This window comes from Dactylosporangium sp. NPDC051541, assembly GCF_044454505.1.
Lineage (GTDB): Bacteria > Actinomycetota > Actinomycetes > Mycobacteriales > Micromonosporaceae > Dactylosporangium.
In genome coordinates, this window is the sequence record NZ_JBITDU010000007.1 from 350,540 (window position 1) to 364,261 (window position 13,722).

A 13,722-nucleotide genomic window follows, 5' to 3' on the forward strand; every position below is an offset into this window, starting at 1 on the left:
CGCTTGTGCATTCATCGGCACCGCTGTCATATACGGCTTGTCGGCCGACCGGGTGCTCGCCGCCATCGCCGGCACGGTCGGGGAGATCGTCGGATTCTACGGGCTCATCGCGACCGTCGAGTGGCGGCGGGAACGGCGCCGCGGCTTCGGCCTGCGGCGGACCACCGCCTCGACCGCGCGGCTGCTGCTGGCCGAGTTCGGGCTCATCGAGATCCTCGACTCGACCACCCTGCGGCCCCTGTTCATGTACCTCGGGCCGAGCATCACCGGCGGCATGGGCTCCGGCACGCTGCTCGGCAAGCTCATGGCCGACCTGGCCTTCTACGGCGTAGCCATCGTCAGCTACGAGCTCATCCGCCGTCGCCGCCGCGAAACCGTCCCGGCGGCAGCGGTCCCGGCCGGAGCCGACGCGGACACCGTCGATCTGCGGCGCAATGCCGACGAGGTCACCCAGCCCATCGTCCGGCCGTCGGCGGCCGTCGACTCGGAAGTCACCCAGCGCATCCCCCGGCCGCGGTCGCACAAGAAGCCGGTGCCGGTCAGCAACGCCCGGACCCGGCCCGCGGCCGTGCGCTCGGGTGCCGGACGGAGTGCACAGTGAACACGCCCCGGCTCGTCATGGACCTTGACCGGGTCGGCGCCGCCTACCGCGCCATGCGGGCCGCCATGCCGGACGTGGCCGTGCACTACGCGATGAAGTGCAACCCGCACCCGCGCGTGGTCGAGCACCTCAAGGGCCTCGGGTGCGGCTTCGAGATCGCCTCCGCGAACGAGCTGGAGCAGCTGCTCACGATCGGCGTGCCCGCGGCCGGGATCCTCTTCAGCAATCCGGTCAAACCCGAGACGCACATTGCCAAAGCCCATGCCGCGGGGGTACTGCGATTCGCCTTCGACTCCACCGACGAGCTCGACAAGCTCGTGCGGGCCGCACCCGGAGCGTCGGTGTACGTCCGGCTCGCGGTGCCGGACCTGCACAGTGAAGTACCAAGTGAAGGCAAATTCGGGGTTGACCTCGGCACCGCCGCGCAGCTGCTGCTGGCCGCGCGGGACCGCGGCCTCGACCCGCACGGGGTGACCTTCCACGTCGGGTCGCAGATGCTGCACCCGCGGGCCTGGGCGCAGCCCCTGGAGATGGTCGGCGAGCTGATGGACAAGCTGGCGGCCGAGGACGTCCGGCTGTCCCTTGTGGACCTCGGCGGCGGCTTCCCGGTGCGGTACACCAGCGACCCGCCGCCGCTCGCGGAGTACGCCGCGGTCATCAACGCCGGCCTGGCCGCGCTGCGCTACCCGGTCCAGGCCGTCATCGAGCCCGGCCGCGCGCTGGTCGCCGAGGCCGGCACGCTCGTCGCGACCGTCATCGGGGTCGCCGACCGGATGGGCAAACGCTGGGTGCACCTGGACGTGGGCGCGTTCAACGGGTTCATGGAGAGCCTCGAGACCGGCAACCAGCTGCGGTTTCCGGTCGACTGTGAGGCGACACAGGCCTCGTCGGTGCAGACGCGGTCGGCCGCCGGCGGCAGCAGCACCCGCCGGCCTCGCGTCAATCTTACCGGGCCGACCTGCGACAGCCAGGACACCATTCTGTTCGACGTCGAGCTCTCCCGGGACCTGGCCACGGGTGACCGGGTGCACCTCGGCAGCGCGGGCGCGTACACGACCGTCTACGCCTCCTCCTTCAACGGCTTCGAGCCGCCGCTCGTCGACATTCAAGAAAACGGGGAACGACAGTGACACGCAGCCACGCCGCGGAGCCCGCGGCCGAGGTGGACCCCGACCTGGCGGTGCTCGCCTCGCCGATGTTCCGGGTCGTCCGGACCGTCATCGCCAGCCTGGGCGTGCTCTACGCGATCAGCACCCTGTTCCCGATGGGCGGCGAACGCCCGGCCCTGCTGGACACCGCGTTCTACCTGGTCGTCCTCATCGCCACCGCCCTGCTCGCGCTGGCCCGGCCGATCCTCGTCCGCCGCAACCGCACAGCCTGGGCGTTCGTCGGCGGCGGGGTCGCCTCCTGGGCCGCCGGCGACGTCTACTGGCAGGCCAGCTTCACCGGCGTCGACGCCAACGCCATCCCGGTGCCGTCGCCCGCGGACGTGTTCTACGTCGGCCTGTACCCGCTGGCCTACATCGGCTTCATCCTGCTGGCCCGGGCCACCGTGCGGCGCCTGCCCGCGTCCGTCTGGCTCGACGGTGTCGTCACCTCGCTCGCGGCCGGCGCGATGTTCTCCGCGTTCACCCTCAACGACCTGCTCAACGCCGACGAGAGCAAGCCCTTCGCGGCGACGATCACCAACCTGGCGTACCCGGTCGGCGACCTCATCCTCATGGTCGTCGCGGTCGCCGCCCTGGCCATGGTCCGCTGGCGCAACGACCCGGTCTGGTGGCTGGCCGGCCTCGGCGCCGCCGCGTTCACCGCCGCCGACACCGGCTACCTCTTCGGCCTGTCCGACAACTCCTACACCGACGGCAGCTGGCCCGACGGCGCCTGGATGATCGGGCTGACCCTGATGGCCCTGGCGGGCTCGATGTACCGCCGCCGCTCCATCGACGAGGTGCGCGGCTTCGCGGCCCTGCTCGTGCCGATCCTGTTCTCGCTCTGCGCGCTGGTCGTGCTCATCGTCGGCACCTTCGTCCACCTGCACCCGGTCACCATCGTCATGGCCAGCGCCTGCCTGCTCGCCGCCGGTGCCCGCACCGCCCTGACGTTCGAGCAGACCCGCGAGCTGACCCGGACCCGCCGCGAGGCCGCCACCGACGAGATCAGCGGCCTGGGCAACCGGCGCGTCCTGGACTCCGCGCTGCCGAGCATGCTGGAGGGCCTGCCCCCGGGCGCGACCCTGCCGCTCACCATCGTCAGCGTCGACCACCTGCGGGAGATGAACCGGATCCTCGGCTACCCGGCCGGCGACATGATCCTCAACACCGTTGGCAACCGGCTGCAGCAGGCCCTGCCACCCGAGGCGGTGGCGGTGCGCCTCGGCGGTGCCGAAATCGCCATTCTCAGAACGGTTTCCGCGGGTACTCCCGACAGCATCGCCCGGGACACGGAGTTCCTGCTGCGCGCGTTGGCCGCGCCGGTGCCGGCCGGCCCGGTGCCGGTCCAGCTCGAGCTCAGCGCCGGTGTCGCCCTGGCCCCGATGCACGCGGCCACCTCGGCCGAGCTGATCCGCTGCGCCGCCGACGCGTTGCACGAGGCCAAGTCCAGCCGCTCCGAGGTCGAGATCTACGACCCCGGCCACCGCGGCGACGTCGGCTCGCACCTGCTGCCGGACCTGCTGCGGGCCATCGAGAAGGACCAGTTCGTCGTCTACTACCAGCCGAAGGTCGACCTCGGCACCCGCCGCCCGGTGGCCCTGGAGGCGCTGCTGCGCTGGCGGCACCCGGTGCACGGCTGGATCGAGCCGGAGGTGCTGCAGCGGCTGGCCGTGCAGGTCGGCCTGACCCGCCAGCTGACCCGGATCCTGCTGCAGACCGCCCTCGAACGCTGCGCGGGCTGGCGCCGCCAGGGCATCGAGCTCGGCGTCGCGGCCGACGTGTCCGCGGCCGACGTGCTCGACTCCCGGCTGCCCTACGACGTGGCCAAGCTGGTCAACAAGCACAGCATCCCGCCGTCGGCGCTCACCCTGGAGATCGCCGAGGACGTGATGCTGATCGACGCCCGCCGCACCGAGACCGCCCTCGGGCAGTACCGGCACTTCGGCGTCCGCTTGGCCCTCGACCACTACGGCCGGTCGGCGCCGTCGCTGGCCCGCCTGCGCAGCATGCCCGTCGACGAGCTCAAGCTGGACCCGGCCTTCGCCGCGCCGATGGTCAACAGCCCGCAGGACGCCGTGGTCATCCGCTCGACCGTCGAGCTGGCCCGCTCGCTCGGCATCACCGTCGTCGCCGAGGGCGTCGACTCCCGCGAGATGGTCGACGCGGTGACCCTGTCCGGCTGCGCCGGGGTGCAGGGCCGGCTGCCGGGCGAGCCGATGAGCACCGACACCCTCCAGCAGTGGCTGGCCTCCCAGCGCCCGGCCGCCGACCCCCACGCGCCGGGCCGGCGCCACCGCGAACAGTCCCACAGCGGCCGCTGAGCCCGCTGACCCTCGCCGCGGGCCGGGTGGCCCGCCGCCACTACGATTCGCCGGTGGACGAAGACGTGCTGGAGTTGCCGGTTGCGTGGCGGCGGACCATCTACCCGCGACGGGGCGGGGTGCCGGTGCGGTTCAGTCCGCATCCGGCCAGCCCGGGGATCGTGACGGCGCTGCTGCGCGACCGGCTGGAGATCCGGACCTCGCTGCAGCACCCGCAAACCCCGCCGGAGGTCGGCGCGGCCGGGATGGCCCATCTGCTCGAGGCGGCCGACAGCACGCCGCTGGGGGCCGCGGCGGTCGCCGTCGTCCTGCTGTCCCGGCTCAGCTGGCGGGAGAAGGAAGCGCCGGCCGCGATCGCGGAGGCCTGGGTGCTCGAGCGCGGGCTGGAGTTCGCCGTGCGGGCCGGGGTCGAGCTGGCCGGGCTGCGCTACGACACCGATGAGCCGTCGTGGCGGGCGGTGCCGACCGGGCAGGCGGTCCTGCGGGCCGACCCGGATGCCGTGACCGGCAACTACTCCTGGCTCGATGTCGAAAGCCTGCTGGCCCGGCTGCGCGCGGGCGTGGCGGCCGCCCCCGACGACGTGTACGGCTCGCTCGTCGGGGCGCTCGCGCAGTACCGGAGCGGAGGTCTGCACCAGCGTGTCGCGACCTCCTTCCTCGCGCCGACGGAACCGGGCTGGGTCGACGCGGATGCGCGAGCGGTCCACGCGGCCGGCGGCGATCTCTGGGCGGCCGTGCTGCTGGCCGCCTCGGCGTCGACGGCGGAGCAGCTGGAGCTGGTCGCGGGTCAGTTCCCGCCATACGTGATGCTTGACGGCCAGGCCCGCTGCCACTCGATGATCGAAGGCCTCGGTGCGGCGGCCGTCGGCCCGCTGGTGACCTGGCTCGACGCCGAGGCCGCGCCCGCGCGTCGCCAGAGCATCCTCGGGCTGCTGGCGATGCTGCCGTCCGATGCGGCGTTCGCGGCGCTGGTGGAGCGGGTCGAGGAGCCGCACGTGGCGCTGGAGGCGGCCGCCGCGGCGGCCCGGTTCCCCCGGCGGGCGCTGCGGCTGCTGGCCGGGTCCGACGCGGGGGCGGCGCTGCTGCGCACCCACGTGCGTAACCACCCCGAGCTGGTCGACGTCGTGCGGCCGGAGCTGTCGGCCGCGGCCGCCGGACGGCTCGACGCCGTCCTGGACGCCATCGGCGCGGTCCCGGAGGTGCCGGTTACCTCGCTGCCGGCCGAGCTGATGCGGTACCGCCCGCCGGAGCAGCCCATGCCCGGCTGGGCCGACGCCGCGAGCCTGCCGCCGATCCGGATGCGCGACGGCTCCGGAGTCCTGCCGCTCGCCGCCGCCCGGCTGGTGCTCGGGGCGCTGCGGGCCTCCGGCCAGCCGGCGGCCCGCGGCGCGCTGGAGGCCGTCAAACGCGTCTGCGAGCCGCGCGACGTCGCCGAGTTCGCGTGGGTGCTGCTGGAGGGCTGGCGGGCTGGAGGAATGCCGGGGCCGGAGAGCTGGACCCTGGCCGTGCAGGGCGTGGCCGGTGACGACGAGACGGCCCGCCGGCTGGCGCCGATCATCCGGGAGTGGCCCGGCCAGAGCCGCCACGCCCGGGCCATCGAGGGCCTTCAGGTGCTGGCCCGGATCGGCAGCGACGTGGCGCTGATGCAGCTGCACGGCATCGCCCAGCGGGCCAAGTTCCAGGGCCTGAAGAAGAACGCCAACCGGCAGATGGCGGCGGTCGCCGCGACGCTGGGGCTCATGGCCGAGCAGCTCGCGGACCGGCTCGTGCCGGACTTCGGGCTGGCGCCGGACGGGACACTGGTCCTGGACTACGGCCAGCGCCGGTTCGTCGTCGGGTTCGACGAGGAGCTCAAGCCGTTCGTCGCCGACGAGGACGGCAAGCGGCGCAAGGCGCTGCCGAAGCCGGGGGCCGGGGACGACCAGGAGCTCGCGCCCGCGGCGTACCAGCGGTTCACCGCGCTCAAGAAGGAGGTGCGGACCGTCGCCACCGACCAGGTCAACCGGCTGGAGCGGGCGATGGTGGAGCAGCGGCAGTGGACCGGCGCGGAGTTCCGGGAGCGGCTCCTCGAGCACCCGCTGCTGTGGCACATCGTGCGGCGGCTGGTCTGGGCGGCCGGCCCGGGCGCTTTCCGGGTCGCCGAGGACCGCACCCTGGCCGATGCCGACGACAAGCCGGTGACGATCGCCGGCGACGCGATAGTCCGGGTGGCCCATCCGGTGCTGCTCGGCGATGCGCTGCCGGTGTGGAGCGCAGTGTTCGCCGACTACGAGATCCTGCAGCCGTTCGCCCAGCTGGGCCGGGAGACGTTCACCCTGACCGGCGAGGCCGACCTGCGACGGTTCACCGGGATCGCCATGCCGACCGGGCGGGTGATCGGCCTGGAGCGTTACGGCTGGCGGCGCGGCAACATCGGGGACAACGGCATCCAGCACACCCTGACCAGGCCGTTGCCCGGCGGTGGGCGGATCGAGGTCGGCCTCGATCCCGGCATCGCCGTCGGTGCCGTCACCGTCCTGCCGGAGCAGACCTTCGACGCCGTCAAGCTCATCAGTGCGGGTAGTGGCCCGGACCCGGTCACCGCCTCGGAGGTCGTCCGGGAGCTGACGGAGGTCACGCGCTAGAGTGCGGCGATGACGCGACCGGAGTGGGCACCGGAGAACATTGACATCACCGTCGCCAACGCGGCGCGGATGTACGACTACTCGCTGGGCGGCTTCCACAACTTCGCCGTCGACCGGGAGATGGTCGAGAAGGTCATGTCGATGGTGCCCAACGCCCGCCAGATCGGCCTGGCCAACCGGGCGTTCCTCGGCCGGGTCGTGCGGCACCTGGTGGCCGGCGGGGTGCGGCAGTTCCTCGACGTGGGCTCCGGCATCCCGACCCTGGCCAGCGTGCACGAGGTCGCGCAGCAGGCCGACCCGCGGGCCCGGGTCATGTACGTCGATCTCGACGAGGTCGCGGTCGCGCACGGCCGGGCCATCCTGGCCGACAACCCCAACGCCGACGTGATGGTCGGCGACGTGCGCCGGCCCGACGACATCGTGCGGCACCCGGCCGTGAGCGGCCTGCTCGACTTCTCCGAGCCGATCGCGGTCATGCTCATCGCGGTGCTGCACTTCGTGCCGGACGCCGACGATCCGGCCGGGATCGTGCGCCGCTTCCGCGAGGCGGTCCGGCCCGGCAGCTACGTGGCGCTCTCGCACGGTTCCCCGCCGCCGCGGCGCGAGGAGGACGCCGACAAGGTCAGCGAGGTCTACCAGCGCACGTCGACGCCGCTGACCCTGCGCAGCGCGGCGCAGATCGCCGGCCTGCTCGACGGCCTGGAGATCGTCGCACCGGGCGTGGTACCGGTGACGGACTGGCATCCGGACCCGGAAGACGGGGATGTCGAGGCCCGCCCGGAGGTACTCGCGGCGGTCGGCCGGAAACCGTAAGGACACTAACGAATACGGGCGGTAACGTCTGGCGTTTCTCTTGGCATCCAACCTCATCATTGCCCATAATCACCAGTGATGAGGCCAGGACCCACGCCGGTGGCGGTCGAGGAGTTCACTCGGGCCTGGACTCGGGTTGTGAGCGATCACACGGTGCTGCGACACAGCCGTGACGAGGTCTACGCGCTGCTCGAGCGGTTCGTCCTGCGGATCGCGTATGCGCTGCGCGCGGAGCCCTTCGAAGCCGGCGCGGGGCGGCTGATCGGTGCGGACCTCGTCGCGTCGGGAATCGCCACGCCGGAGCTGCTCGGCGCGACCACGACGCTCATCGGGAAGCATCTGCCTCAGGAAGTACACCTGGGGGAGTTGCTCGGGGCTCTTGTCGCCGGCTACACCGGCGCGCTGGTCGACCAGACGGTCGCGGCGCAGGAATCGCTGCGGCGGGCCGAGCTCGCCGAACGGCACCGCGCGGGTGCGTCCCGCTCCGCGCGCGACCAGCTGACCGGCCTGCCCAACCGCGGTGCCCTGCTGCAGCGGCTCAGCGCCACCCTCGGCGACCGGGTGCCACCGGCCCGGCTCGGGCTGTGCCTGATCGACCTCGACCGGTTCCGGACCGTCAACGACAGCCTCGGCTACCGCAGCGGCGACCAGGTGCTGCGGACCGTCGCCCACCGCCTCGAGCGGCTCGCCGGCCCGGCCGGGCACTACCTGGCCCACCTCGGCATCGACTCGTTCGTCCTGCTCATCGCCGGCACCACCGGGCCCGACGAGGTGACCAAGGCGGCCGAGCAGGCTCTCGCCGCGATCGCGCACACGTTTCCGATCAACAACGGCTACACGCTGCCGATCCGGGCCAGCGTCGGCGTCGTCGAACGGGCCACCGCCGGCGCCGACCCGGCCGCGCTGCTCGGGGCGGCCGAGCAGGCCCTGGCCTGGGCCAAGCAGGAGAGCCGCGGGCGTTGGACGGTGTTCGACGCCGACCGCGCGGCCGCCGAGAACGCCCGCCACGCCCTCGGCGCGCAGCTGCCCGACGCGCTCACCCGCGACGAGTTCGTCGTGCACTTCCAGCCGCTGATCGAGCTGGCCACCGGGCGGCTCATCGGAGCCGAGGCGCTGGTGCGGTGGCAGCATCCGGTCGACGGCCTGGTGATGCCCGGCCGGTTCATCGACCTGGCCGAGCACACCGGCCTGATCGTGCCGCTCGGTGAGCTCGTCCTGCGCCGTGCCTGCGCCGAGGCCACCACCTGGCCGGAGCCGATGTTCGTGAGCGTCAACGTCGCCGACGCGCAGCTGCGCCGGCCCGGCCTGCCCGCCATGATCCGGGCCGTCCTCGACGAGACCGGGCTGCCGGCCGGGCGGCTGCAGCTGGAGGTCACCGAGAACGTCCTGCTCGACCCCGGCGAGCTCGGCACCCTCGACGAGATCGCGCGGATGGGGGTGCGGATCGCCCTGGACGACTTCGGCACCGGCCACTGCCGGCTGGCCGAGATCAGTAACCTGCCGGTGCACACGCTGAAGATCGCCGCCTGCTTCATCGGCTTCCTGCGCGACGAGCCCGCCGCCGTCAGCGCCGACCGCACCGTGCTCACCGCCATGGTCAACCTCGGGCGCGACCTCGGCCTCACCATCACCGCCGAGGGCATCGAGACCGAGTCCCAGCGCCGCCAGCTCCTCGCGCTCGGCTGCGACACCGGCCAGGGCTACCACCTCGGGAGACCGCGCCCCGCGGAACGCTTGCCGAATGCGCGGCGCTGAGCATCGAGTTGGCATAGATTCAGTGGGATGATCGATCCGTTCGACGCCGCCGGTCCGCTGCGGGCGGAGTACCTCGGCGTCGACTGGGCGGCCGGCCCGCTCGGCCCGGTGAGCACGTGGAGCCCGGCCCTGCTCGGCGCGCTCGATCTGATGCTGCACAGCCGCAGCGCGGCCACCCTGCTGTGGGGCCCCGAGTTCGTGATGCTGTACAACGCGGCATACGTCGACATGATCGGCGACAAGCATCCGGCCGCCCTCGGCGCGTCGGCCCGGCAGGTGTTCGCCGAGGTCTGGGCCGACATCGGGCCGATGCTCGAGTCGGTGCGGGCCGGCGGCGGCGCCACCTGGACCGAGGACATGCGGCTGCTGATGAGCCGGCACGGCTACCTCGAGGAGACCTACTTCACCTTCTCCTACTCGTCGGTGCGGGGCTCGGGCGGCGCCATCGAGGGCGTCATCGACATCGCCTCGGAGACCACCGACCAGGTGATCGCCCGGCGCCGGCTGGAGCTGCTGGTGCGGCTCAACGACCGGCTCACCGACGTCACGAGCACCCAGCAGCTGGTCGAGCAGGCACTGGAGGTGCTGCGCTCGGACCCGGCCGACCTGCCGGGGGTGCGGATCGTGGCGGACGCGGCGCAGACCGACGGGGTGGGGCTGCTCACCGAGCTCAGCCCCAACCTGCGCGACGACGAGGCATATCGGGGCTTCCTGCGCCTGATCGGCACCGCCCTGGTGCACGGGCGCAACCGGGTCGCCGAGCGCCGGCTCGCCACCAGCGAACGGGAGCTGGCCGAGGCGCTGCAGCGCAGCCTCCTGGGCCGGCCCGCACAGCCCGAACATCTGGAGGTCGCCGTGCGCTACCGGCCGGCGGCCGTGGGCGCCGAGGTCGGCGGCGACTGGTACGACGCGTTCCAGCTGCCCGGCGGGGACCTGGCGGTGGCCGTCGGCGACGTCACCGGCCACGACCGGGAGGCCGCTGCGGCCATGAGCCAGATCCGCAACCTGCTGCGCGGGATCGCCTACGCGCTGCCCGCACCCCCGGACCAGGTGCTGTCCGCCCTTGACGACGCCATGGCCGGGCTGGCGGTGGACACCCTGGCGACGGTGGTGCTGGCCTACGTCAACCTGGCGACCCACCGGATGGTCTGGTCCAACGCCGGGCACATGCCGCCACTGCTGCTCACCCCGCGCGGCGAGGTCCGGCTGCTGCAGGCCCGCTCCGAGATGCTGCTCGGCAGCCGGCTGCCGGTGCAGCGCTCCAGCCACCACGCCGACCTCGATCCCGGCGCCATGGTCGTCTTCTACACCGACGGCCTGATCGAGCGCCGCGACCAAGGCCTCGACATCGGTCTGGAGCGCCTGCGGGACACGCTGAAGGGCCGCCAGCACCTGACGGCCGATCAGCTGTGCGACCACCTGAGCGAGGAGTTCGGCGACAACACCGAGGACGACATCGTCCTCACCGTCATCCGCCACCGCCCGGAATGATCAGGAGATCTTGCGGCGGAACGTGCGCATCGCGAAGGCGTAGGCGACCACGAGGATGCCGGCGCACCAGGCGAGCGCACTCCAGATGTCCGTGCCGACGGGCTGCTCGGTGAACAGGGCCCGGATCGCGTTGACGATGAGCGTAGCCGGCTGGTGCTCGGCGAACCACCGCACCGGGCCGGGCATCGTCGCCGTCGGCACGAAGGCGGAGCTGAGGAACGGCAGGAAGATCAGCGGGTAGGAGAAGGCGCTGGCGCCGTCGACGCTCTTCGCGGTGAGTCCGGGGATGACGGCGAGCCAGGTCAGGGCCAGCGTGAACAGGATCAGGATGCCGGTGACGGCGAGCCAGGCACCCGGACCGGCGGGGGAGCGGAAGCCGATGAGCAGGGCCACGAGCACCACGACCGCGATCGAGATGAGGTTGGCCACGACCGAGGTCAGCACGTGCGCCCACAGCACCGAGGAGCGGGCGATCGGCATGGACTGGAAACGTTCGAAGATGCCGCTCTGCGTGTCCAGGAACAGCCGGTAGGCGGTGTAGGAGATGCCGGAGGCGACGGTGATGAGCAGGATGCCGGGGAGCATGTAGTCCACATAGGACGCCGCGTCGGTGTCGATGGCGCCGCCGAAGACGTAGACGAACAGCAGCATCAGGCCGATCGGCATGACCGCGGTCGTGATGATGGTGTCGAGGCTGCGGGTGATGTGCCGCAGGGACCGCTTGGTCAGCACGGCGGTGTCGCCGAGGAGGTGCGTGGTCATCGGATTACCTCCAGGAAGATCTCTTCGAGCGTGGGCTGCTTCTCGACGTACTCCACCTTGGCCGGCGGCAGCAGTCGTTTGAGTTCGGCGAGGGTGCCCTCGACGATGATCCGGCCCTCGTGCAGGATCGCGATGCGGTCCGCCAGCTGCTCGGCCTCCTCCAGATACTGCGTGGTCAGCAGTACCGTCGTGCCGCCCGCGGCGAGCTCCTTCACGGACTGCCACACCTCGATGCGGCCCTGCGGGTCGAGCCCGGTCGTCGGCTCGTCGAGGAAGATGACCGGAGGGTTTCCGACCAGGCTCATCGCGATGTCGAGGCGGCGCCGCATGCCGCCGGAGTAGGTGGCCACCTTCCGGCCGGCCGCCTCGGTCAGTGAGAACCGGGTGAGGAGGTCCTCGGCGATGCGCCGCGGCTGTTTGAGGTGCCGCAGCTGGGCGACGAGGACGAGGTTCTCACGGCCGGTGAGGATCTCGTCGACGGCGGCGAACTGGCCCGTGAGGCTGATCGATTTGCGCACCTCGGCCGGTTGCCGGGCGACGTCGAAGTCGTGGACGCGGGCGGTGCCGGCGTCGGCCTTGAGCAGCGTCGAGAGGATCTTCACGACGGTGGTCTTGCCGGCCCCGTTGGAGCCGAGGAGGGCGAAGATGCTGCCGGGGGCCACGTCGAAGTCGACGCCGCGCAGCACGTGGAGCTGACCGTAGGACTTCTGCAAGCCCTGGACCTGGATCATTGCGGGGATTCCCTTCAGGGCACGGTGATCCGGCGGATGGTGACACTGCCGTGGTTGGTGTGCAGGTGCAGTTCGACCGTGCGGTCGCTCTCGGCGGCCGCCGGGTCGGGGGTGAGCTCGTTGTGGACCCAGCCGTTGGCCGAGCTGGCGTCGATCCAGGCGGCGACCCCGGCCGGGACGCCGACGTCGATGTCGGCGTAGCCGTTGTCGAGCCGCATCGTGCCGCCGCCGGCCTCCCGGATGCGGATGGGCCCGTGCGCGCTGTGCGCGGTGACATCGCCGAGGGCCCGGTCCACGGTGAGCGCGCCGGACGTGCTGACCTCGACATCGCTGGTGGTGGTGCCCAGCTCGAGGCTGCCGTGCGCGGCGCGCAGCCGGGCCGGGCCGCGCACCTCGGCGATGCGCACCGCGCCGTGCCCGGTGGTCGCGTCCAGCCGTCCGGTCACCGCGGTGATGTCGGTGGTGCCGTACGGCGCGTCGAGGACGAGGTCGGCCACGGTGTCGGCGGTGACGCTGCCGTACTTGGCGACGATCCTGGCGTTGCCGAGCACGCCCCGGGTCCGCACCGACCCGTACGCGTTCTCGACGTTGATCCGCGACCCGGCCGGGACCTCGCACCGGACGTCGACCGAGTCGCCCCGGCTGAACAGGTTGAGCCGGCGCGGCACCTTGACCCGCACCTGGCCGTTGTCGAACGTGACCGTGCAGTCGCGGGCGAGGGACTCGTCGCCGTTGCGCCCGGGCGTGCTCGGCGCGATCTCGACGACGGCGTCGGCGCGGTCCGACGCGATGATGTCGACGAACGCGACTCCGGCGGTGACGTCCAGGTCGATCGGGCCGGCGACGTCGTAACTGGGCATGGTGTGGCCTCCACGTGGGCATGCCGGATCAGCCCCGCCACGTCGGCGGGACTGTGCGAGTGCTGCTGTTCGGGTTTAGCGGGCCCAGCCGGTGAAGCGCTGGCCGTTGTTGGAGCCGCGGGCCGGGGCGGGCCGGGCCGCCGGTTCCAGGGCGGCGGCGATCGCGCGGACGAACCACGAGTTCACCGACACCCCCTCCGCCGCCGCGGCCTGCTCGGCCCGGGCCTTGAGCCGGTCCGGCAGCCGCAGCGTCGTCCGTGATGTCACGGTGGTGTCATCGACGGTGTCGGCCGCGACCGGCCCGGCCGCGACCGCCTCCGGGGTGCCGCTCGGCGCCACCGGCTCCGGCCGCGTCACGATCAGATGGGGGTCGCGCCCGCGCAGCATGACGTCGACCGACCCGGGCGCGATCTGCTGCGTGATCTCGCTGGACACGTCGCTCAGGACCCCGAGCAGCATCAGCCGCACCGCGGCGTCCATCGCCGCGTTGAGCTGCTCGGCGACGGCCCGCGCGGCGGGGTCGCCGTGCTCGGCCGCCGCCGCCAGCTGCGTCTGGAGTTCGGAGACGTACCGGTCGAGATCCATGACAAGAAGGTAGCACCCCCGTGGTGTC

11 protein-coding genes are annotated in these 13,722 nt (G+C 72.5%); 7 read left to right on the plus strand and 4 right to left on the minus strand.

All coding sequences use genetic code 11. The features are described from left to right. The first annotated feature begins 37 nt into the window (after positions 1 to 37). The 7 genes from ACIA8L_RS30815 (at position 38) to ACIA8L_RS30845 (ending at position 10,756) form a co-directional block, all read left to right on the plus strand. Complete coding sequence (locus ACIA8L_RS30815; RefSeq protein WP_395910084.1) at positions 38 to 601, plus strand: hypothetical protein; 564 nt, start codon at positions 38 to 40, stop codon at positions 599 to 601. After that, on the plus strand, positions 598 to 1,731 hold the full coding sequence (locus tag ACIA8L_RS30820; RefSeq protein ID WP_395910085.1) for a type III PLP-dependent enzyme: 1,134 nt from the start codon (positions 598 to 600) through the stop codon (positions 1,729 to 1,731). The genes ACIA8L_RS30815 and ACIA8L_RS30820 overlap by 4 nt, the downstream gene beginning before the upstream one ends. Beyond that, entirely contained in the window at positions 1,728 to 4,073 is a 2,346-nt protein-coding gene (locus ACIA8L_RS30825) for a putative bifunctional diguanylate cyclase/phosphodiesterase (protein ID WP_395910086.1), read from the plus strand. The genes ACIA8L_RS30820 and ACIA8L_RS30825 overlap by 4 nt, the downstream gene beginning before the upstream one ends. A gap of 53 nt (positions 4,074 to 4,126) precedes the next feature. Next, positions 4,127 to 6,697 (plus strand): DUF4132 domain-containing protein, encoded by a 2,571-nt coding sequence (locus ACIA8L_RS30830; RefSeq protein WP_395910087.1) that lies wholly within the window; start codon positions 4,127 to 4,129, stop codon positions 6,695 to 6,697. A gap of 9 nt (positions 6,698 to 6,706) precedes the next feature. Further along, a complete protein-coding gene (locus ACIA8L_RS30835; RefSeq protein WP_395910088.1) occupies positions 6,707 to 7,510 on the plus strand; it encodes an SAM-dependent methyltransferase in 804 nt (267 codons plus the stop codon). 138 nt (positions 7,511 to 7,648) lie between these two features. Continuing rightward, the gene (locus ACIA8L_RS30840; RefSeq protein ID WP_395910089.1) at positions 7,649 to 9,265 is read left to right on the plus strand and encodes a putative bifunctional diguanylate cyclase/phosphodiesterase; all 1,617 of its coding nucleotides are present in this window, start codon (positions 7,649 to 7,651) and stop codon (positions 9,263 to 9,265) included. 27 nt (positions 9,266 to 9,292) lie between these two features. After that, positions 9,293 to 10,756, plus strand: coding sequence for a PP2C family protein-serine/threonine phosphatase (locus tag ACIA8L_RS30845; protein WP_395910090.1), 1,464 nt, complete (start codon positions 9,293 to 9,295; stop codon positions 10,754 to 10,756). Here the strand turns inward: ACIA8L_RS30845 and ACIA8L_RS30850 are convergent, their stop codons facing one another. From ACIA8L_RS30850 to ACIA8L_RS30865, 4 genes are all read right to left on the minus strand, one after another. Continuing rightward, complete coding sequence (locus ACIA8L_RS30850) at positions 10,757 to 11,518, minus strand: ABC transporter permease (protein ID WP_395910091.1); 762 nt, start codon at positions 11,516 to 11,518, stop codon at positions 10,757 to 10,759. It abuts the gene before it with no gap. Further along, entirely contained in the window at positions 11,515 to 12,249 is a 735-nt protein-coding gene (locus ACIA8L_RS30855) for an ABC transporter ATP-binding protein (protein WP_395910092.1), read from the minus strand. Before ACIA8L_RS30855 ends, ACIA8L_RS30850 begins: the two co-directional genes overlap by 4 nt. Before the next feature lie 14 nt (positions 12,250 to 12,263). Continuing rightward, positions 12,264 to 13,109, minus strand: coding sequence for a DUF4097 family beta strand repeat-containing protein (locus tag ACIA8L_RS30860; protein WP_395910093.1), 846 nt, complete (start codon positions 13,107 to 13,109; stop codon positions 12,264 to 12,266). Between the two features lie 75 nt (positions 13,110 to 13,184). Next, on the minus strand, positions 13,185 to 13,694 hold the full coding sequence (locus ACIA8L_RS30865) for a toxin-antitoxin system HicB family antitoxin (protein WP_395910094.1): 510 nt from the start codon (positions 13,692 to 13,694) through the stop codon (positions 13,185 to 13,187). Positions 13,695 to 13,722 lie beyond the last annotated feature (28 nt).

Coding starts and splice junctions, on each gene's coding strand:
- ACIA8L_RS30850 (WP_395910091.1), bottom strand. CDS start 11,518: ATGACCACGCACCTCCTCGGCGACACCGCCGTGCTGACCAAGCGGTCC.
- ACIA8L_RS30845 (WP_395910090.1), top strand. CDS start 9,293: ATGATCGATCCGTTCGACGCCGCCGGTCCGCTGCGGGCGGAGTACCTC.
- ACIA8L_RS30865 (WP_395910094.1), bottom strand. CDS start 13,694: ATGGATCTCGACCGGTACGTCTCCGAACTCCAGACGCAGCTGGCGGCG.
- ACIA8L_RS30860 (WP_395910093.1), bottom strand. CDS start 13,109: ATGCCCAGTTACGACGTCGCCGGCCCGATCGACCTGGACGTCACCGCC.
- ACIA8L_RS30835 (WP_395910088.1), top strand. CDS start 6,707: ATGACGCGACCGGAGTGGGCACCGGAGAACATTGACATCACCGTCGCC.
- ACIA8L_RS30855 (WP_395910092.1), bottom strand. CDS start 12,249: ATGATCCAGGTCCAGGGCTTGCAGAAGTCCTACGGTCAGCTCCACGTG.